The sequence below is a fragment of the Pedococcus sp. P2_D7 genome, from assembly GCF_056404295.1.
Window position 1 is genome coordinate 43,467 of sequence record NZ_JBFUEH010000009.1, and the last position, 17,863, is coordinate 61,329.

General features: G+C 70.1%; 17 protein-coding genes. 9 read left to right on the forward strand and 8 right to left on the reverse strand.

Features of this window, described 5'->3' with window-relative positions; all coding sequences use genetic code 11:
* The first annotated feature begins 51 nt into the window (after nucleotides 1–51).
* From AC1DWJ_RS18885 to AC1DWJ_RS18900, 4 genes are all read left to right on the forward strand, one after another.
* Nucleotides 52–711 carry an MBL fold metallo-hydrolase gene (locus AC1DWJ_RS18885; protein ID WP_477621659.1) on the forward strand — a complete coding sequence of 220 codons (660 nt, stop codon included), beginning with the start codon at nucleotides 52–54 and terminating at the stop codon, nucleotides 709–711.
* A gap of 71 nt (nucleotides 712–782) precedes the next feature.
* Nucleotides 783–995 (forward strand): hypothetical protein, encoded by a 213-nt coding sequence (locus AC1DWJ_RS18890; protein WP_457256595.1) that lies wholly within the window; start codon nucleotides 783–785, stop codon nucleotides 993–995.
* 17 nt (nucleotides 996–1,012) lie between these two features.
* Nucleotides 1,013–1,837, forward strand: a complete 825-nt coding sequence (locus AC1DWJ_RS18895) for an ABC transporter ATP-binding protein (protein WP_457256593.1) — start codon at nucleotides 1,013–1,015, stop codon at nucleotides 1,835–1,837.
* Nucleotides 1,813–3,384 (forward strand): hypothetical protein, encoded by a 1,572-nt coding sequence (locus AC1DWJ_RS18900; RefSeq protein WP_477621660.1) that lies wholly within the window; start codon nucleotides 1,813–1,815, stop codon nucleotides 3,382–3,384. The genes AC1DWJ_RS18895 and AC1DWJ_RS18900 overlap by 25 nt, the downstream gene beginning before the upstream one ends.
* A gap of 40 nt (nucleotides 3,385–3,424) precedes the next feature.
* Here the strand turns inward: AC1DWJ_RS18900 and ppgK are convergent, their stop codons facing one another.
* Both ppgK and map read right to left on the reverse strand, forming a co-directional pair.
* Nucleotides 3,425–4,198: a polyphosphate--glucose phosphotransferase gene (gene ppgK, locus AC1DWJ_RS18905; protein WP_477621661.1), complete on the reverse strand. Its 774-nt coding sequence runs from the start codon at nucleotides 4,196–4,198 to the stop codon at nucleotides 3,425–3,427.
* A 29-nt stretch (nucleotides 4,199–4,227) separates the two neighbouring features.
* On the reverse strand, nucleotides 4,228–5,091 hold the full coding sequence (gene map, locus AC1DWJ_RS18910; protein WP_477621662.1) for a type I methionyl aminopeptidase: 864 nt from the start codon (nucleotides 5,089–5,091) through the stop codon (nucleotides 4,228–4,230).
* 51 nt (nucleotides 5,092–5,142) lie between these two features.
* On the opposite strand from map, the gene AC1DWJ_RS18915 reads away from it, so the two are divergent.
* A complete protein-coding gene (locus AC1DWJ_RS18915; RefSeq protein ID WP_457256587.1) occupies nucleotides 5,143–5,325 on the forward strand; it encodes a methionine aminopeptidase in 183 nt (60 codons plus the stop codon).
* Between the two features lie 104 nt (nucleotides 5,326–5,429).
* Here the strand turns inward: AC1DWJ_RS18915 and AC1DWJ_RS18920 are convergent, their stop codons facing one another.
* The 4 genes from AC1DWJ_RS18920 to panB all read right to left on the reverse strand — a co-directional run bounded on the left by AC1DWJ_RS18920 (nucleotide 5,430) and on the right by panB (nucleotide 9,304).
* Complete coding sequence (locus tag AC1DWJ_RS18920) at nucleotides 5,430–6,056, reverse strand: class I SAM-dependent methyltransferase (RefSeq protein WP_477621663.1); 627 nt, start codon at nucleotides 6,054–6,056, stop codon at nucleotides 5,430–5,432.
* A gap of 41 nt (nucleotides 6,057–6,097) precedes the next feature.
* A complete protein-coding gene (gene fgd / locus AC1DWJ_RS18925) occupies nucleotides 6,098–7,105 on the reverse strand; it encodes a glucose-6-phosphate dehydrogenase (coenzyme-F420) (protein WP_477621664.1) in 1,008 nt (335 codons plus the stop codon).
* 129 nt (nucleotides 7,106–7,234) lie between these two features.
* The gene (locus AC1DWJ_RS18930) at nucleotides 7,235–8,299 is read right to left on the reverse strand and encodes a M36 family metallopeptidase (RefSeq protein ID WP_477621665.1); all 1,065 of its coding nucleotides are present in this window, start codon (nucleotides 8,297–8,299) and stop codon (nucleotides 7,235–7,237) included.
* 102 nt (nucleotides 8,300–8,401) lie between these two features.
* On the reverse strand, nucleotides 8,402–9,304 hold the full coding sequence (gene panB / locus AC1DWJ_RS18935) for a 3-methyl-2-oxobutanoate hydroxymethyltransferase (RefSeq protein ID WP_457256582.1): 903 nt from the start codon (nucleotides 9,302–9,304) through the stop codon (nucleotides 8,402–8,404).
* Between the two features lie 326 nt (nucleotides 9,305–9,630).
* On the opposite strand from panB, the gene AC1DWJ_RS18940 reads away from it, so the two are divergent.
* Together AC1DWJ_RS18940 and AC1DWJ_RS18945 are read left to right on the forward strand one after the other, a co-directional pair.
* Nucleotides 9,631–11,943, forward strand: a complete 2,313-nt coding sequence (locus AC1DWJ_RS18940) for an immune inhibitor A domain-containing protein (protein ID WP_477621666.1) — start codon at nucleotides 9,631–9,633, stop codon at nucleotides 11,941–11,943.
* 251 nt (nucleotides 11,944–12,194) lie between these two features.
* Nucleotides 12,195–12,572, forward strand: a complete 378-nt coding sequence (locus AC1DWJ_RS18945) for a hypothetical protein (protein WP_477621667.1) — start codon at nucleotides 12,195–12,197, stop codon at nucleotides 12,570–12,572.
* A 74-nt stretch (nucleotides 12,573–12,646) separates the two neighbouring features.
* On the opposite strand, the gene AC1DWJ_RS18950 is transcribed toward AC1DWJ_RS18945, so the two are convergent.
* Nucleotides 12,647–15,055 (reverse strand): immune inhibitor A domain-containing protein, encoded by a 2,409-nt coding sequence (locus tag AC1DWJ_RS18950; protein ID WP_477621668.1) that lies wholly within the window; start codon nucleotides 15,053–15,055, stop codon nucleotides 12,647–12,649.
* A gap of 295 nt (nucleotides 15,056–15,350) precedes the next feature.
* Here AC1DWJ_RS18950 and AC1DWJ_RS18955 point away from each other — a divergent pair, with 295 nt between their 5' ends.
* On the forward strand, nucleotides 15,351–16,901 hold the full coding sequence (locus AC1DWJ_RS18955; protein ID WP_477621669.1) for a phytoene desaturase family protein: 1,551 nt from the start codon (nucleotides 15,351–15,353) through the stop codon (nucleotides 16,899–16,901).
* Between the two features lie 7 nt (nucleotides 16,902–16,908).
* Here the strand turns inward: AC1DWJ_RS18955 and AC1DWJ_RS18960 are convergent, their stop codons facing one another.
* Nucleotides 16,909–17,430, reverse strand: a complete 522-nt coding sequence (locus AC1DWJ_RS18960; RefSeq protein ID WP_477621670.1) for a hypothetical protein — start codon at nucleotides 17,428–17,430, stop codon at nucleotides 16,909–16,911.
* A gap of 234 nt (nucleotides 17,431–17,664) precedes the next feature.
* On the opposite strand from AC1DWJ_RS18960, the gene AC1DWJ_RS18965 reads away from it, so the two are divergent.
* A partial coding sequence (locus tag AC1DWJ_RS18965; RefSeq protein ID WP_477621671.1) for a hypothetical protein occupies nucleotides 17,665–17,863 on the forward strand: 199 nt, incomplete at its 3' end.

Below are 17,863 nucleotides of genomic sequence, written 5' to 3' on the forward strand. Positions count from 1 at the left end.
GCGCGGGTCCGCCGAGTGGGCCGGGCCGGCCACCCGGCATACCGTGGGTCCATGCGAATCACCCACCTCGGTCATGCCAGCCTGCTGCTCGAGGTCGCGGACACCCGGCTCCTGCTCGACCCCGGCGCCTGGTCGCCGGCGGCCCAGGAGCTGCGCGACCTCGACGCGGTGCTCGTCACGCACCAGCACCCGGACCACCTCGACCAGGAGCGGCTGCCCGACCTGCTGAAGGCGAACCCGGGTGCGCAGGTCGTCACCGACCCCGACACCGCGGCGATCCTGCGGGACAAGGGCATCGACGTGACGGCGTTCGCTGCGGGCGACACCGCCACGGTCGGGTCGGTGACCGTGGCGGGCGTGGGGGAGCTGCACGCCCTCATCCACGAAGAGATCCCCCGGATCCACAACACCGGGATGCGGATCAGCGCCGACGGCGAGCCCACCTTCTTCCACCCCGGTGACTCCCTCGACGCCGAGCCCGAGGGGGTCGACGTGCTGGCCTTTCCCCTCAACGCCCCGTGGGCGCGCAGCCGCGAGATGACGGCCTTCCTGCGCCGGCTGGCCGCCCCGCACGCGATCCCGGTGCACGACGGGCTGCTCAACGCAGCAGGCCGCACCCTCTACCTCACCCAGGCGGGCAACCTCGGGTCGAAGGAGACGCGGATCCACGACCTCGCCGGGGGAGAGCCGCAGGAGTTCGCCGCCGGCTGACCAGGCCCAGTCGTCCGTCCACGGGGCGAGTCGGATTTTGTTCTTAGGTTAGCCTCACCTACTCTCCTTCCGTGCCCAAGAACTCCAAGGCCCCCAAGGGAGCCAAGGTCGCCAAGGCGAAGAAGAAGTGCTGCAAGGACAAGCCCCGCTGCGCGCTCTGTCCTGTGGTGCTCATGCGCCTGGAGAAGATGGGTTACGCCGAGCGCGACGCGGACAAGCCGCGGCGCTACACGGTCGAGAAGAACGTGCCGAAGAAGGCAATGCTCGTCGCGCGACAGCGGTGACGGGTTAGCGTCGTCCCATGTCGGACCCGCAGACCACCACCGAGCCAGCCGCAGGGGCCACGCCCGTGACCACGCGAGTGCCCGAGGTCGCCCTGGGCCTGCGCGGGCTGACCAAGCGCTTCGGCCAGACCACCGCCGTCGACCACCTCGACCTCGATGTGCCCAGGGGCTCGTTCTACGGCCTCGTGGGCCCCAACGGAGCGGGCAAGACCACGACGCTCTCGATGGCGACCGGGCTGCTGCGCCCGGACTCCGGCACGGCCCACGTGCTCGGCGTCGACGTCTGGGACGACCCGGTCGCCGCCAAGTCCCAGATCGGCATCCTCCCCGACGGCTTGCGCCTGTTCGACCGCCTCAACGGCCAGCAGCTGGTGACGTATGCCGGCCTGTTGCGCGGCATGGACCGCCAGCTCGTCGCGGAGCGCACCGCCGAGCTCCTCGCGGCCCTGGGGCTGACCGACGCCAAGGACAAGCTCGTCATCGACTACTCCGCGGGCATGACCAAGAAGATCACCCTCGCCTGCGCCCTCATCCATGCCCCGCGCCTGCTGGTCCTCGACGAGCCGTTCGAGGCCGTGGACCCGGTGTCCGCCCGGACCATCCGGGGCATCCTCGAGGACTTCGCGGCCAACGGCGGGACCGTGGTCCTCTCGAGCCACGTGATGGACCTCGTCGAGCGGATCTGCACCGACGTGGCGATCATCGCCGCCGGCGTCGTGCGTGCCTCGGGCGCCCTGGAGGAGGTCCGAGCCGGCGCGAGCCTGGAGGACCGGTTCCTCGACCTCGTCGGCGGCAGCACGACCGTGGAGGGGCTGGCGTGGTTGCGCACCTCGTCCGACTGAAGCTCCACCTGCTGCGCAACGGCCTGCGGCGCAGCGTCGCGGCGGTCGTGGGAATGGTGATCGGCGTGATCTACGGCGGTGGGTTCGTGGTGCTCGCCCTCGCCGGTCTGGTGGCGCTGCGCGCGCAGGGCGACCTCGAGCTCCCCGGGTCGGTCGTCGTGGTGACGGGGTCGGTGCTCGTGGCCGGCTGGTCACTGCTGCCGATCATCCTCTTCGGGGTCGACCCGACCCTCGACCCCACCAGGTTCGCGACCTTCGCCGTCCGAGAGCGGACGCTGGCGGTCGGCCTGGTCCTCACGGCCCTGGTCGGGCTGCCGGGGGTCGCCACGATCCTGTTGGTGCTCGGGACCGTGGTGGCGGGTTCGCGCTCGGTGTCCGCCACCGTGGCCGCGCTCGTCGGTGGGTTGCTCGGCCTGCTGACCTGTGTCCTCCTCAGCAGGATCGTCACCGCAGCAGCCGCGGCCGTCCTCGCCACCCGTCGTGGCCGCGATGTGGCGGGGGTCGGGGGTCTGTTGCTGTTCATCGTGGCCGGCCCGCTGATCGGCGGGCTCTCCGACGGGGGCATCGACCGCTCCACCCTGGACAGCGCGGCCCACGTGCTGGCCTGGACCCCCTTGGGCTGGGCCTGGGCGGCGGCCGGCGACTTCACCCTGGGGGAGTGGAGCACGGGGCTCACGCACCTCGCCCTGGCTGCTGCACTCGTCCTGGTCCTCCTCGTGGTCTGGGAACGGCTCCTCATCTCCGTCCTGCGCAACCCGCGGTCGGCTTCCGCGGACGGCGGCAAGGTCTCGGCGGGACTGGGGCTGTTCGGGAGGCTCCCGGCGACCCCGATGGGCGCGATCGCGGCGCGGGCGGGCACCTACTGGGTCCGCGACCCCCGCTTCAACGTCCCGGCCATCATGACCATCCTGCTGCCGGCCGGGCTGCTCATCCCGGGCCTCGGCTCCGGGTCCCAGGCGGCCCTCCTCGGGATGCCTCTGGCGTCGGCCTACCTCATCGGCTGGGGACAGCACAACGACGTCGGCTACGACTCCACGGCGTTCTGGCTGCACGTCGCCTCGGGGGTCGACGGGGTCAGCGACCGGTTGGGCCGGCTCTTCCCCTCAGGACTGATGGCCGTGGTCTGCATCCCCGTCTACTGCCTGCTGGGACCCGTGTTCGGCGCGCCGTGGCGCATGCTGCCGGCGACCTTCGGCACCGCATGCGCGTTGGCGCTCAACGGTTTCGCGGTGGCCTGCGTCACCAGCGCGGTGAAGCAGTATGCCGTGCCGGCACCGGGCGAGAACCCGTTCACCAGCCGTCCGGGGTCGGCCGGGGTGACGCTCGGCGTCCAGGCCGTCTGCGGCGTTGCGGTGTGGACGCTGTCGCTCCCGGCGCTGGGACTGGCGGTCGCGGCATACCTCGGCGTGGAGTGGGCGGCCTGGGCCGCGCTCGTGCTCGGCCCATTGCTGGGCGGGGTGGCGCTGGCGGTCGGGACCCGGCTGGGCGCCGACCTGTTCCGTCGTCGCCAGGCGCTGCTCCTGCAGGACCTCGTCGCGATGCGCTGAGGACCCGGCGGCGGCCGCCGGGTCCCTCGAGCGGGCTGGCCTACTTGTGGGCGGCGAGGTGGGCAGCGCCGATGATCCCCGCCTTGTTCTCCAGCGTCGCCGGCACGATGGGCGTCTTGAGCTTGAGGAGCGGCAGGAACTGCTCGGCGTCCTTGGACACTCCGCCACCGACCACGATGAGGTCGGGCCACAACAGGGCCTCGAGGTGGCTGTAGTAGCGCTGCAGGCGCTCGGCCCACACGGGGTACGAGAGGTCTTCCTTGTCCTTGATGGAGGAGGCCGCGCGCGACTCGGCGTCGAAGCCGTCGATCTCGAGGTGCCCGAGCTCGGAGTTGGGGATGAGCACGCCGTCGTAGATCAGCGCCGTGCCGATGCCGGTGCCCAGCGTCGTCATGACGACCAGGCCCTTCTGGCCCTTGGCAGCGCCGTAGTGCAGCTCGGCGACCCCTGCGGCGTCGGCGTCGTTGACCAGGACGATGTCGTGGCCCAGGACCTTCTCGAGCATCGGCTCGGCGTCGAAGTCGAGCCAGGACTTGTCGATGTTGGCGGCGGACCGGACCATGCCGTGGGTCACCACCCCGGGGATGGTCACGCCGATGGGGGAGTCGCCTCGGACGTCGTCGAAGTGGTCGACGATCTGGTCGATCACCGCAGCGACGGCCTCGGGGGTCGAGGGCGTGGGGGTGTCGATCCTCATCCGCTTCGACGCGAAGGAGCCCTTCGCCAGGTTGACGGGCGCACCCTTGATGCCGCTGCCACCCACGTCGATCCCCAACGGGAGTCCGTGCTTGGCCTGCTTGGCTTCCTTCGCCATCGGTCCGCCTTCCGTGCGGTGTTGCCGTGCTATGCCAGCGTGAGGATCTCGTTGCCGGTCTCGGTGATGAGGATGGTGTGCTCGAACTGTGCCGAACGACGGCGGTCTGCTGTCACGACCGTCCACCCGTCGTCCCACATCTCCCACTCGGGGGTGCCGAGGTTGAGCATCGGCTCGATGGTGAACGTCATGCCCGGCTCGATCACGGTGCTGTAGGAGGGCGCCGCGTCGTAGTGGGGGATGACCAGGCCGCTGTGGAAGCTGCGCCCGATCCCGTGCCCGGTGAAGTCCCGCACCACGCCGTAGCCGAAGCGCCGCGCGTAGCTCTGGATCACCCGCCCGATCACGTTGATCTCGCGGCCGGGGATGGCGGCCTTGATGCCGCGCATCATCGCCTCGCGGGTGCGGTCGACCAGCAGCCGCGACTCCTCGTCGACGTCGCCGCAGAGGTAGGTGGCGTCGGTGTCGCCGTGCACCCCGTCGATGAAGGCGGTGATGTCGATGTTGACGATGTCGCCGTCCTCCAGGCGACGGTCGTCGGGGATACCGTGGCAGACGACCTCGTTCACGGAGGTGCACAGCGACTTCGGGAAAGCCTTGTAGCCCAGGGTCGAGGGGTAGGCGCCGTGGTCGAGCAGGAACTCGTGGCCGACCCGGTCGATCTCGTCCGTCGTGACTCCCGGCGCGATGACCGCGGCGGCTGCCGCCATGGCCTGGGCGGCGATCCGCCCGGCCACCCGCATCCGGTCGATGGTCTCCGGGTCCTTGACCTCCGACCCGGTGTCCCGTGCCGGCGCGGGCCGGTCGACGTACTCGGGCCGCACGATCGAGGCGGGCACCGGACGGCGTGGGGAGACCACGCCCGGTGCCACGCTTGCGTACGTCAACGGCATACGGTGGAGTCTAGGGACGTACGCAGATCCGTCGAGTTGGAGGGCACCCCCATGGCCTTTTGGTACAACGTCAGCAGCGGTCAGGTCGAGAGCGACGACAACAAGAGCCAGGGGGACGACCTGATGGGTCCCTACGACTCGCAGGAAGAGGCGTCCAACGCGCTGCAGACCGCACGCGAGCGCACCGAGAAGTGGGACGCCGAGGACAAAGCGTGGGAGGAAGGCGAGGACTGAGCCGCTCCCGGGTCCCACGCTCCGCGTGGGCGGACTGAGCGGTCGGGGGCTGCTGCCCCCTCAAGCCATCGGTCCCCTCAAGCCCCTCAGCCGCCTCCAGCCCGTCAGCCGCCGAGGCGGTGGACGGACACGGCGTAGCCGGAGTCGGGCCGCCACGACTCGCGGTCCCACGTGCCGTGCCGCCGCACGAGGGTGAGTCCGGCGACCTCGCAGGCCCGGTCGTAGTCGTCCAGGGGGGTCACCGGGCAGCCCTGGGGCAGGTGGGCGGCATCGAGCCCGAAGCCTGCCACGAGCAGGCCGCCGGGCTGGAGGTGGGCGGCCAGCCGCTGCACGGCGGCGAGCAGGGTGCCGGGGGCGAGCAGCGGGATCACGTTGCCGGCGAGCACGGCGAGCTCGAACGCCTGCGACCGCAGCTGCAACCGGCTGAGGTCCTGGCGCACCCACGTCGTCGCGGGGTCGCGTTGCGCGGCCACCTCGATCATGGCGGCATCGGCGTCGACCCCGACGCAGTGGTAGCCGAGGGCGGTGAGCTGCGTGGCGACCCGACCGGTGCCGCAGCCGGCGTCGAGCACCCGGGCGGGCGGCGACAGGACCGAGGCGACGAAGGCCGCCTCGCCGTGGATGTCCATGCCCTGGGCGGCCAGGTCGTCGAACCGGCGCTGGTACGCGGTCGCGGCGCCCGGGCCGCCGGACACCTCCGACCACCGGGTGCGGGGCTCCATCTCGGTCATGTCATCCAGCCTAGATTCGGTTGGGGTGCAGGGGAACCCGGTCAGCCCAGCTCGCGCAGCCCGGGCAGGACCCGGTCGGCGAACGTGGTGAGGAAGCGGGCCTGGTCGTGCCCCGGCCCGTGGAAGACCAGGTGGTTGAAACCCCAGTCGACGTAAGGCTGCACGGCGGCGACGACCTCGTCCGGGTCGTCGGAGACGATCCATCGTGAGGCGATCTGCTCGTCCGACAGCGCGTCACCGAGCCGCCCCAGCTCGACCGGGTCACTGGTGCCGTGCTTCTGCTCGGCGGTGAGCGACAACGGCGCCCAGAAGCGGCAGTTCGTCACGGCCTGCTCGCGGTCCGGGTCCCAGGAGAGCTTGATCTCGATCATCCGGTCGAGGTCGTCGCGGGTGCGGTCGGATTTGGCCAGCCCCTCGTCCACCGCGGGGAGCAGCTTGTCGCGGTAGAGCTCCTCGCCCTTGCCCGAGGTGCAGATGAACCCGTCACCGGACCGACCGGCATACCGCGCCACGAGGGGGCCGCCGGCGGCCACGTAGACGGGCACCGGCCGGTCGGGACGGTCGTAGACCGTGGCGTCCACGACGCGGTAGTAGTCGCCGTCGAAGGTGACCCGCTCCTCGGTCCAGAGCGTGCGCATCAGCGTGACCGCCTCGCGCAGCCGCGCGAACCGCTCCTTGAACTCGGGCCACTCGTCGACCGACCCGACGACGACCTCGTTGAGCGCCTCCCCGGTGCCGATGCCGAGCATGACGCGACCGGGGTACAGCGCGCCGAGGGTGCCGAAGGCCTGGGCCACCACCGCCGGGTTGTACCGGAACGTCGGGGTCATGACCGAGGTGCCGACCTGCACCCGCTCGGTGCGCTCGCCGAGCGCCGCGAGCCAAGCGAGCGAGAAGGGGGCGTGCCCTCCGTCGTGGCGCCACGGCTGGAAGTGGTCGGAGACGAGCACGCTGTCGAGCCCGACCTGCTCGGCGAGCACCCCGAAGTCGAGCAGCTCTCGGGGCGCGAACTGTTCGGCGGAGGCCTTGTAACCGATGCGCAGGGTCATGGCCCCACCGTATGCCGCGTGGCCGGCCGTGCGTTGTCCGGTCGGGCTGCCCGGGGGAGCCGCCCGACATGGCGCTGGGCTGTGCCGTCCTGGCGCTGCGGCGGTGCGGTGCACCGCCGCAGCGGGGGACTAGAAGCTGATGCCGCGCGCTGCGAAGCGCGCCTTGACCAACGCCGCGGCGGTCGCGCCGTCACGGGCCAGGGCGGTGTCATAGGTCGTCTTGGCCGCAGCCGAGAACGACGTGTCCGGCGCGAAGCGGAACTGCGCGTCGATGAGCGTGGTGTCCCAGTTGCGGGTCGTCTTGCCCATCGCGACGTACCCGAGCCGGATCTCCCAGAGCGCCTGGCTCCAGATCTGGCCGTCGGCGTGGACCTCGCCCTCCCGGGTCTTCACGGTCATCCCGGTGTCGAAGCGCCGGATGCAGTGCGGCGCAGCGGTGTAGGACGTGGCGTCCCAGTCCATCGGGCAGGCCTGCTCGGCGCGCACCGGCCAGCCGTACTGACCTGCGGCGGCCAGCCCGACCGACACCGCGAGGTAGTCGCCGAACGACTCACCGATCGAGCCGGCATCCAGGGTGCTGCCGAAGCCGGGGACCTGGGACTCGTGCACGGCGTGGCCGTACTCGTGCACGATCACCTCGGCGTCCTCCGCGTCGTCGACGCCACCCTTGCCCAGACGGATCCGGTAGGGCTTGGAGGTCTGGTAGGAGTTGTCGCCGCCGTACTGGTCGATCTTGACGTCGAAGGGCTGCTTGACGATGCCCGGCAGGGTCGACCCGAAGCCGAGCGACTGCAGGTACTCCTGTGCCTGGTTGACCCAGAAGTAGCCCATCACCTGCTCGAACTGGTCCTGGTGCCGGGTGTAGTTGAAGGTGTTCGTCGTGCTGAATGCCGGTGTGCCCGTGGAGGACTCGACGTTGGCCCACTTGCCGCGCAGGTAACCGGAACCGTCGAGGTTGCGCAGGGGGACGGTGGCGTAGGCGCTGGCCGGCACCGCGGCGTCGGAGTCCTTCTGGTCGGTCAGCGTCTGGTCGCCGGACGACTGGACGGGGTTCACCATGAACACCTTCCCGGTGCCGGTCGCGCTGCCGCTCCCGGGCTTGGTGGCCGCTGCCGGGGTGGCGGCAGCCAGCGCCAGGGCGGTGCAGGCGGCGGTGACGGTGACGAGCGCAGTGGTGCGAAGTCGCTGGGGCACGGGTGTCCTCCTCGGTGTGGGGCGGGCCCGGTCGGGACCCACCGGGGGGACGCTAGCGGGTGAGATCCCCGAGTCGCGTCCTACCGATGCGGGAGTTTCGGCTCACTCGAGGAAGGAGTTCTCCCCGGCGGGGAACGCGCCGGAGGCGACGTCCGCGGCATACGCGGCGGCTGCCCTGGCGAGCTCGCCACGGAGGTCGGCGTACTTCTTGACGAACCGCGGCGCCTTGCCGCCGCGCAGTCCGGCCATGTCCTGCCACACGAGGACCTGCGCGTCGCAGTCGGGTCCCGCACCGATGCCGATGGTCGGGATGGACAGCACCTCGGTCACCCGCGCGGCCAGTGGAGCCGGGACCATCTCCATGACGATGGCGAAGCAACCGGCCTTCTCCAGCGCGACGGCGTCCTCGACGAGGCGGTCGCCGGAGTCGCCACGGCCCTGGACGCGGTAGCCGCCGAGGACGTGCTCGCTCTGCGGCGTGAAGCCGATGTGGCCCATCACCGGGATGCCGGCCCGGACGAGGAGCTCGACCTCGGGCACCATCGGCTTCCCGCCCTCGAGCTTGACCGCGTGGGCCAGGCCCTCCTTCATGAAGCGGGTGGCCGTGGCCAGGGCCTGCTGCGGACTGGCCTGGTAGGACCCGAACGGCAGGTCGGCCACGACCATCGCGTGCTTGGCCGCCGACGTCACCGCGCGCACCAGCGGCACGAGGTGGTCGACCGTGACCGGCACGGTGGTCTCGAAGCCGTAGACGTTGTTGCCGGCCGAGTCGCCGACGAGCAGCACGGGGATCCCGGCCTCGTCGAAGATCTCCGCGGAGTACATGTCGTAGGCCGTGAGCATGGCCCACTTCTCGCCCTTTTCCTTCATCGCCCGGAGGTGGGGGATGCGCACGCGGCGCTGCGGCGCGGCCTGGGCGCCGGTGCCGTAGGGCGCGGCCACCTCCCCGGCTGCGGCGGCGGTGGAGCCGGGGACCGGCGCGGAACTCGGGGGCTGCTCGCTCATGCAAGGACCCTATCGACGGGCCGGACCCCGTGGGAGTCGACCGTGGGTGCCGACCGTGGGAGCCACCTCCGTCCTCCCGGCCCTCCGGGCGCTGGCTCCGGAAGATCGGCTATTTCGGGCGAGGGGAACAGTTGCGGCGTTGTCGGGCACGGGCGCGGTGGACCGCGGATCTTTCGGGGTTCGTGCTCCCACGTACGCCCTTCTCCACCGTTCAGAGGTTTCTTTACCAAGTTCTTAACCACCGAACCATTGGTCTGGTAGCGCAACCGTGTTTGGGTCGCCCTTGCGTGTCCGAACAAGGACCGCCAATTTCAACTGGAGGATTTGTGAAGAGACGTCATCTGAGCGCTCTCTCGGGTGCGGCCATCGCGGCCGTCACCCTGAGTCTGGTTTCCGCTCCTGCGCAGGCGACCCCTGCGTCCAAGGACTCGGAGCCCAAGGCTGCCAACCGGGAGCACGACCTGCCGAACCCCCTGGGCGACGCCGCACGCGCGCTCCGCAAGGAGGCCGTCGACAAGCTCGTCAAGGGCGAGGCCACCACCGAGATGCGCGGCGGCCAGCGCGTCATCAAGCTCGCGGGCAACGCCAAGGCTCCGAAGGGGAGCAAGGCCGCGACGGACCGGTTCGTGTCCTACCCGGTCGAGCGCGAGGAGGACATCTTCACCGTCCTCACCGACTTCGGCACCCAGACCAAGACCGGCTTCGACGCGACGCCCGGCCCGGTGCACAACCAGATCCCCGCGCCCGACCGCGTCTGGGACGGCAACGCCACCGACGACAACTCGACGTACTGGACCGCGGACTTCAACCGCGCCCACTACCAGGACATGATGTTCGGCGAGGGTGAGTCGTTCAAGGACTTCTACCTGAAGCAGTCGAACGGTCGCTTCGTGGCCAAGGGTGACGTCTCCGACTGGGTCACGGTGCCCTTCAACGAGGCTCGCTACGGCAAGAGCAACAACGCCGACGGTTACTGGAACTACGTCAAGGACACCGCGACGGCCTGGTACAACGCCCAGAAGGCCGCCGGCAAGAGCGACGCCGAGATCACGACCTACCTGAAGCAGTTCGACAAGGTCGACCGCTACGACGCGGACCAGGACGGCAACTTCAACGAGCCGGACGGCTACATCGACCACTTCCAGGCCATCCACGCCGGTGAGGGCGAGGAGGCCGGCGGTGGTGCACAGGGCACCAACGCCATCTGGTCGCACCGTTGGTACGCGTACTCCACCGACGCCGGCAAGACCGGCCCGGAGGGTGCGAAGCTCGGCGGCGTGCCGCTCGGCAACTCCGGCATCTGGATCGGTGACTACACCACCGAGCCCGAGAACGGTGGCCTCGGTGTCTTCACCCACGAGTTCGGCCACGACCTCGGTCTGCCGGACTACTACGACACCGCGGGTGGCGACAACGGCACCGGCTTCTGGACGCTGATGTCCGGTGGCTCGTGGCTCAACCACGGCACCGACTCGATCGGCACCACCCCGGGCTACATGGGCCCGCTCGAGAAGCTGCAGCTCGGCTGGCTCGACTACAAGACCGTGCCCTACGGCACGGACATGACGGTCAAGCTCGGTTCGGCGGACCAGCCCAAGAGCACCTCGACCTACCAGGCCCTCGCGGTCACGCTGCCGGACAAGACGGTCAAGACCGACTACAACACCCCCCACGGTGGCTCGTACGAGTGGTGGGGCGGGGCGAACGACAGCCTCAACAACACCCTGACCCGCACGGTGGACCTCACCAACGCGACCACCGGCTCGGTCTCGGCCTGGCTGCAGTACAACATCGAGCAGGACTACGACTACCTGTACGCCGAGGTGAGCACCGACGGTGGCGCGACCTGGAAGGACGCGGCAGCGCCGATCTCCGGTCCGTCCGACAACGCCGGCCTCACCCCGTGGGCCCAGAAGTCGTGGGACCTCACGCCGTACGCCGGCAAGAGCGTCCAGTTCCGCTTCCGCTACGCCACCGACGGCGGCCTGCACTTCGAGGGCCCGTTCCTCGACGACCTGGCCATCACGGTCGGCGGCACCACCGTCACCGACGACGTCGAGGGCGGCACCAACGGCTGGACGGCCAACGGGTTCACCCGCATGACCGGTTCCACGTCCGAGGTCGTCAGCCACTACTACCTGGCTGAGAACCGCACCTACACCGGGTACGACAACACCCTCAAGACCGGCCCGTACAACTTCGGCTGGGGCAACACCAAGCCCGACTGGGTGGAGCGGTTCCCCTACCAGAACGGCCTGCTGGTCTGGTACGTGGACGGCGAGTTCACGGACAACAACACCTCGGGTCACCCGGGTGGCGGCCAGTCGCTGCCGGTGGACGCCCGTCCGGCCCCGGTGACGTTCGCCGACGGTGTGAAGCTGGGCAACCGGCGTCAGCCGTGGGACGCCACCTTCGGGCTCGAGCGCACCGACGCGGTGACCTTCCACCGCAACGGCACCGCGCTGAACGTCCCGTCGCAGCCGGCCATCCCGGTCTTCGACGACAGCGACCCGAACAGGTACTGGTCCGCAGCCAACCCTTGGTCCTCGGTCAAGGTTGCCGGCTCGGGCACGGTCATGAAGGTCAACAAGTCGGAGGACGGCGGCAACCAGCTGCAGGTCCAGGTCAGCTTCAAGTGACCTGACGCGCTGACCGAGGTCAGTGCGCGCACGACACGGCAGGGCCCCGGGATCACCGATCCCGGGGCCCTGCTTCGCTGTCCCTGGGCGACAGCGGCGCTGGCCGCGTGCACTCCCGGCAGCCGCGTCCACCCCCGGCAGCCGCGTCCAGCTCCGCCAGGGTGGAGGACTCCAGTGGTGCGATCCGGGTCGCGGGGACAGACTCGAAGCAGGTCGCCCGACCGTGCGGCGACACGACTGAGGAGGAGTTCATGGGAGATAGCTTCGAGGTCGCACAGAGCAGCTCGGAGGACGAGCTGACCGAGGAGCAACGGCACGAGGTCGTCGCCGCGCAACTGCGCGGCGAGGCGAAGGCGGCCGGCCAGGGGCCCGACGCCGTGGTCGCCGCCGTGGCGTCCGAGCTGGAGGAGATCGGCCTGGAGCCGGACGCCTCCGAGCTGCACCGGCGCTACGAGGAGATCGACCCCGAGATCCCCGAGCTCACCGATGTGGACCCGGACTCCGCCGCCGCGGCTCCGGCCGACGCGGGGACGGGCGCCACACCCGATGCCCCAGCCGACGCCCCGATCACCTCCGGGATCGACGGGGGCCGTGACCACGCGCCGGTCGACGACCAGTCGCCGCGCTAGCACCCGCCACGGGGAAGGGCCCCGTCAGCCTGCTGGCTGACGGGGCCCTTCGTTGCGCTGGCTGACCAGCAGACCTACTTCGGGGCCACCGTGATGTTGAGGTGACCACCGCTGGCGATGCCGTTGACCGTGACGGTCGTGCCCGTCTTGGGGACGTTCACGCCGTACCAGCCGGGCTGGTACCGACCGGCGTGCGCGCCGGTGGCGGCGTGCTCGTCGGAGTTGGACCACCAGGACTTGGTGTCATCGAAGGTTGCCACCGCCGGCTTGGAGGCGATCGACCCAGCCACGCTGTTGTTGTGCAGCGTGATCGCGTCGGTCCGCTCGAGCCCGAAGGTCGAGTCGTAGGCCAGGATGCGGGGCCGCATCAGGGTCGCGTCCGGCCAGTGGCTGAACTGCGGGTGGGCATCCACCGGCAGGATCAGGCCGCCGCCCGGGTGCTCGCCGACGTTGTTGTCGCCGAACGACTCGTCCCAGTAGTTGATGAGCATCCCGTTCTGGTACGGGTACGTCTCCACCCAGTCGGGCCTGGTGTTGAGGAACCCGAAGTTGTAGGCCGTCTTGAGCGAGGCGTCGTAGCCGTCGTACTGGCGGTTCTCCAGCACGTAGGCGTTGAAGTGGAAGCTCTCGGCCTTTCCGGTGGTGCGGGTGAAGCCGTCGAGCACCCAGCCCTCGTCGGTCTCGGCGTTGCCGACGACGGTCCCGTTGATGGCGACGTCGTCCACGGCGATGCCGTAACCGATCACCGCCGGGTCGGTGGTGTAGCGCCACCGCAGGGCGTTGGTGCCTACCGGCAGGGTCGCCGTCAGGTCGACGTAGGCACCCGTGGCGAACCCGGTCGACGTGCCGGTGATCCCGGTGTGCGACGGGTTGTTGCTGTTCGGGTCCGTGGTGCTGGACCGGTTGGTGAGCACCGGCGTCCACGAGGTGCCGCCATTGCTGGAGGCCTCGAGGAAGGCGTAGTCGAAGTCGGGCTCGGTGCTGTAGCGGACCTTGGCCGTGAGCGACCCGGCAGTGATCCCGGTCGTCTTGGTCATGGTGTGCGTGAAGTCGTTGCCCTGTCCGCTGTAGAAGAACTGCGTCCCGGACGCGGGCACACCCACGTCATCGACGCGCTTCTTGTCGGGCAGCAGCACGAAGACCGCTTGCGGCGACTTGGTGGCCGGGGTGTTCGGGCCAAGCTTGTGGGTCGACTTCGCACCGGCATGGGCCACCTCGTAGAACGGGCCACTGGTGCCCTGGGCGCTGAGCCAGCCGAGCTGGAACTTCTCCCAGTTGCCGAGGTCCGTCGGGGCGTCGCCGATGCCGTCAGGGCTGCCGTCGCCGATGTTGGCGCCGGAGGACATCAGGCTCCAGAACGCGGTGTTGTTCTCCGCCCCACCGGTGTTGCCCGAGGTGTCGTAGAGGTCGGGCAGGCCGAGGTCGTGGCCGAACTCGTGCGCGAACACGCCGAGGCCACCGTTCTCGGGCTGGACCGTGTAGTCGTAGACCCACACGCCCGTCGGGTTGTTGGGGACCAGCGAGCTGGACACGATGCCGCCGTTGGAGCCGACGTTGACGCCGACGCCGAGCGGGCCGCCAGCCTGGATGTTGGCACCGGACCGGTGGCTCCAGATGGCGTCCGAGCCCTGGTTCGGGTCACCGGCAGCCTGGTCGCCACCGGCGTGGACGATCTGGAAGTGGTCGATGACGCCGTCGGGCTCGGCGAAGTTGCCGTCACCGTCGATGTCGTAGCGGTCCTGGTGGTCGAAGGTCTTCAGGTAGTCCTGGATCTGGGCCATCGTCTGGCCACTGTCCAGCTGGGCCTTGACCCACACGGCGAGCGCGTCGCGCACCAGCGCCTTGCTGGTGTTGCAGACGATGTCGCCGCAGTAGTCACGTCCGTAGAGGGCCTCGTTGAACGGGACCTTCACCCACTCGGTGACAGCACCGTCGACGGAGTAGCGCCCCGAGGACTGCGTCTCGTAGTACTTCTTCATCCGGTTGAAGTACATGTCTTCGTAGTGGGCGCGGTCGTAGTTCTGCTGCCAGAGCGTGGAGTTGTCGACGCTGCGGTCCGGCGCCGGGATCTGGTTGTGCAGCGGTCCGGTCACGTCCGTGGTACTGCCGTCAGGCGGCGGGCCCTGGAAGATCGGGTTCGGGTACTGCTGGTCACCGAACTCGGTGATGACGACGAAGATCTTGTCCGTGCCCTCGTTCGCGAGGTCCACGTACTGACCCTTGCCGAGCTTGGCGACCGAGCCCTGCATCGCCTTGTCGCCCTTGAGCTTGCGCTGGAGAGCGGTCTGTCGCAGGGCGTCCTGCTTGATCGCCAACGGCGGGCGGAGGTTGTCGCTGCCGTGCTTGATCTTTCCGCCAGCCTTGTCCGTGGGTGGAACGGCTGCGGCAGAGCCGGTGCTGGCGACGAAGCCGGCGAGCACCATGCTGCCAATGGCGACCAGGCTGTATGCCCTGCGCCTTCCTGAGTGGACCGTGTGTGTCACGTGGACCCTGCCTTCTATCGGTGGGAACTCCTCCTGGCGCCCGGCCGCGACGCTCCACAAGAACGCGGGTGACCTGGACCTTCACAGTGAAGACCTGCCTGTCCGAAATGTGATCACCCCACAACCGGTTTGTTATCCATTCGTGATATCACGACCTCCGCTGGCTTGGTCGTGTGGGGCGGACGGGGTCGTCCCCCGCGCCCGGCATGACAGATGTCATGTGCTCGCGACCAGCGCTCGCAGCCCGGGGGAGGGTGGCGTCGAGGCCGCCGCGGGCGGCCCGTAGGCTCGCCCGGTGGACTACGACGACGTCGTCATCGGTGCGGGGCACAACGGGCTCACGGCCGCGGCATACCTCGCCCGTGCAGGCCGGCGCGTGCTCGTGCTGGAGGCGGCCGACCACGTCGGTGGCGCCGCCGTGTCGGCGCAGGCGTTCCCAGGCGTGAACGCGCGGCTGTCCCGCTACTCGTACCTCGTCTCACTACTGCCACGGCAGGTCATCACCGACCTCGACCTCGACGTACGGCTGATCCGGCGACGGTTCTCGTCGTTCACTCCCGTCCCGTCGCAGCCCGCCCGCGGGCTGCTCGTCGACCACGGGGACCCCGGGGCGACCGCGGCCGGCTTCGCGCAGCTCACCGGCAGCCCGCGGGAGTATGCCGCCTGGCAGCGGTTCTACGGGCGGGTCCAGCACCTGGCCGAGCGGGTCTTCCCGACCGTGCTCGAGCCCCTGCGCACCGAAGCGGACGTGGCCGGGCTCGTCGGCGACGACGACCTGTGGGACGCGCTGGTGCGCCGCCCGCTGGCCGAGGTGCTCGAGGCCGAGTTCTCGGACGACACGGTGCGCGGCATCGTCGCGACGGACGCCCTCATCGGCACCTTTGCGCGGATGGGTGGCACGGACCTGCGGCAGAACGTCTGCTTCCTCTACCACCTCATCGGTGGCGGGACGGGTGACTGGGACGTGCCGGTTGGCGGCATGGGCTCGGTCACCGACGGGCTCGCCCGGGCGGCGGTCGCCGCCGGTGCCGAGCTTCGCACCTCCACCCGGGTGCTGGCGGTCGACCCGGACGGGGAGGTGCACTTCGAGGGCGGCTCGGCGCGAGCGGCCACGATCCACGCGGCCTGCGCGCCCGCCGTCCTGAACTCGCTGCTCGGCGCCGCAGGGGCCGACCCGGTGCCCACCGAGGAAGCGCCCGAGGGCGCCCAGCTCAAGGTCAACATGCTGCTCTCGCGACTCCCGCGGTTGCGTGACGAGTCGGTCGACCCTGCCGCCGCCTTCGCCGGCACGTTCCACATCAACGAGGGCTGGACGCAGCTCGACGAGGCGTATGCCGCCGCTGACGCCGGGCGGGTGCCCCAGCTGCCGCCGTGCGAGATCTACTGCCACAGCCTCTCGGACCGGTCGATCCTCGGCCCGGAGCTGGCGGCCACCGACGCGCAGACGCTCACCTTGTTCGGCCTGCACCTGCCGGCTCGGCTGTTCCGCGGCACCAGGGAGGAGCACGACGCGGCGAAGGACCTCGCGCTCGCCCGGACGCTCGGGTCGCTCAACTCGGTGCTCGCCGAGCCGATCCAGGACGTGCTCCTGCGCGACCCCGAGGGGGCGTACTGCCTGGAGGCGCGCACCCCCGTCGAGCTCGAGGCGGAGCTGGGCCTCCCGGGCGGCAACATCTTCCACCGCTCGCTGCAGTGGCCGTGGGCCGAGAGCGAGTCCGAGGTCGGCAGCTGGGGTGTGGAGACGGTGTACCCGACGATTCGCATCGCCGGAGCCGGCGCCCGCCGCGGCGGAGGGGTGAGCGGCATCCCGGGCCACAACGCCGCCATGTCGGTGCTCAAGGGCTGAGGGGTCGTCAGGTCCCTGGGGCGTGGTCTGCCCCGCGGCTCCCGCGCGGCTCCCGCACAGTCAAGTCGAGCAGGGCCCGCTCGAACTCCGGGTGGACGCGGGTGAGCAGGAGGCCGCCATCCCTCGAGAGGTGGACCCCGATGGTGTTGAACCACTCGTTGCCGGCGTAGACGGCCAACCCCACGAACGCTGGGAAGAGCAGGAACGCGGAGTTCTGGCGCCCCTGGGTCGCGGCGATGATGGCGAGGGTGACTCCGACCACGAACAGGACGAAAGCGGCTCGACGGACGCGGCGATGGCGACGCCACACGGCGGCCTGCATGGGGACCTGGATCTCGTAGCTCTTCGAGCTGGCCAGACTGGCGACCAGCCACGGGAAGAACCCGAAGATGATCATGAACCACGACCAGGCCGGGGCCGCGCTGCCCTTGATGGTCAGTACGTCGGCCGTCGGGATCCCGGTCTTGACGCAGACCCGCGGGAGCGGGACGAGGCGGAAGGTCGACTCGGAGACCTGGACGCTGGGCACGCGGCAAGGGTAGGTGCCGCGCCCTGAGGCCGGCGCGCGATCGGGGAGATTCGGGGTAGCCCGTGGTCTTGCCGATCGCCTGCGGGGAGCCCCGGGCGGTCTGGTGGCGGGGTCTGGAGGTGCGGCTGTTGTCCCGGCAGTGCTTGCCGACGTGGCTCGCAATCCCCTTTCGTCCCAACCGTTTTCCCCATGGGTGACCTTCGGCTGTCGGTGGTGGTCTCTACGATGGGAGACATGTTCGAGAGCGTGAAGGGCGTGCAGGTGACCGACCCGGCGGTCCTTGCCGGTGCGCTGTTCACCCTCACCGACGACGAGATCGCCGAGCTGCCCGTCGAGGCGGCCGAGGCGCTGGTGCTGGCGTCGCAGCGGGTGGTGAGCGCGGCGATGGCGCGGCAGCGTTCGGCGATGGAGACCGTGGCGAGGCGGTGCGACG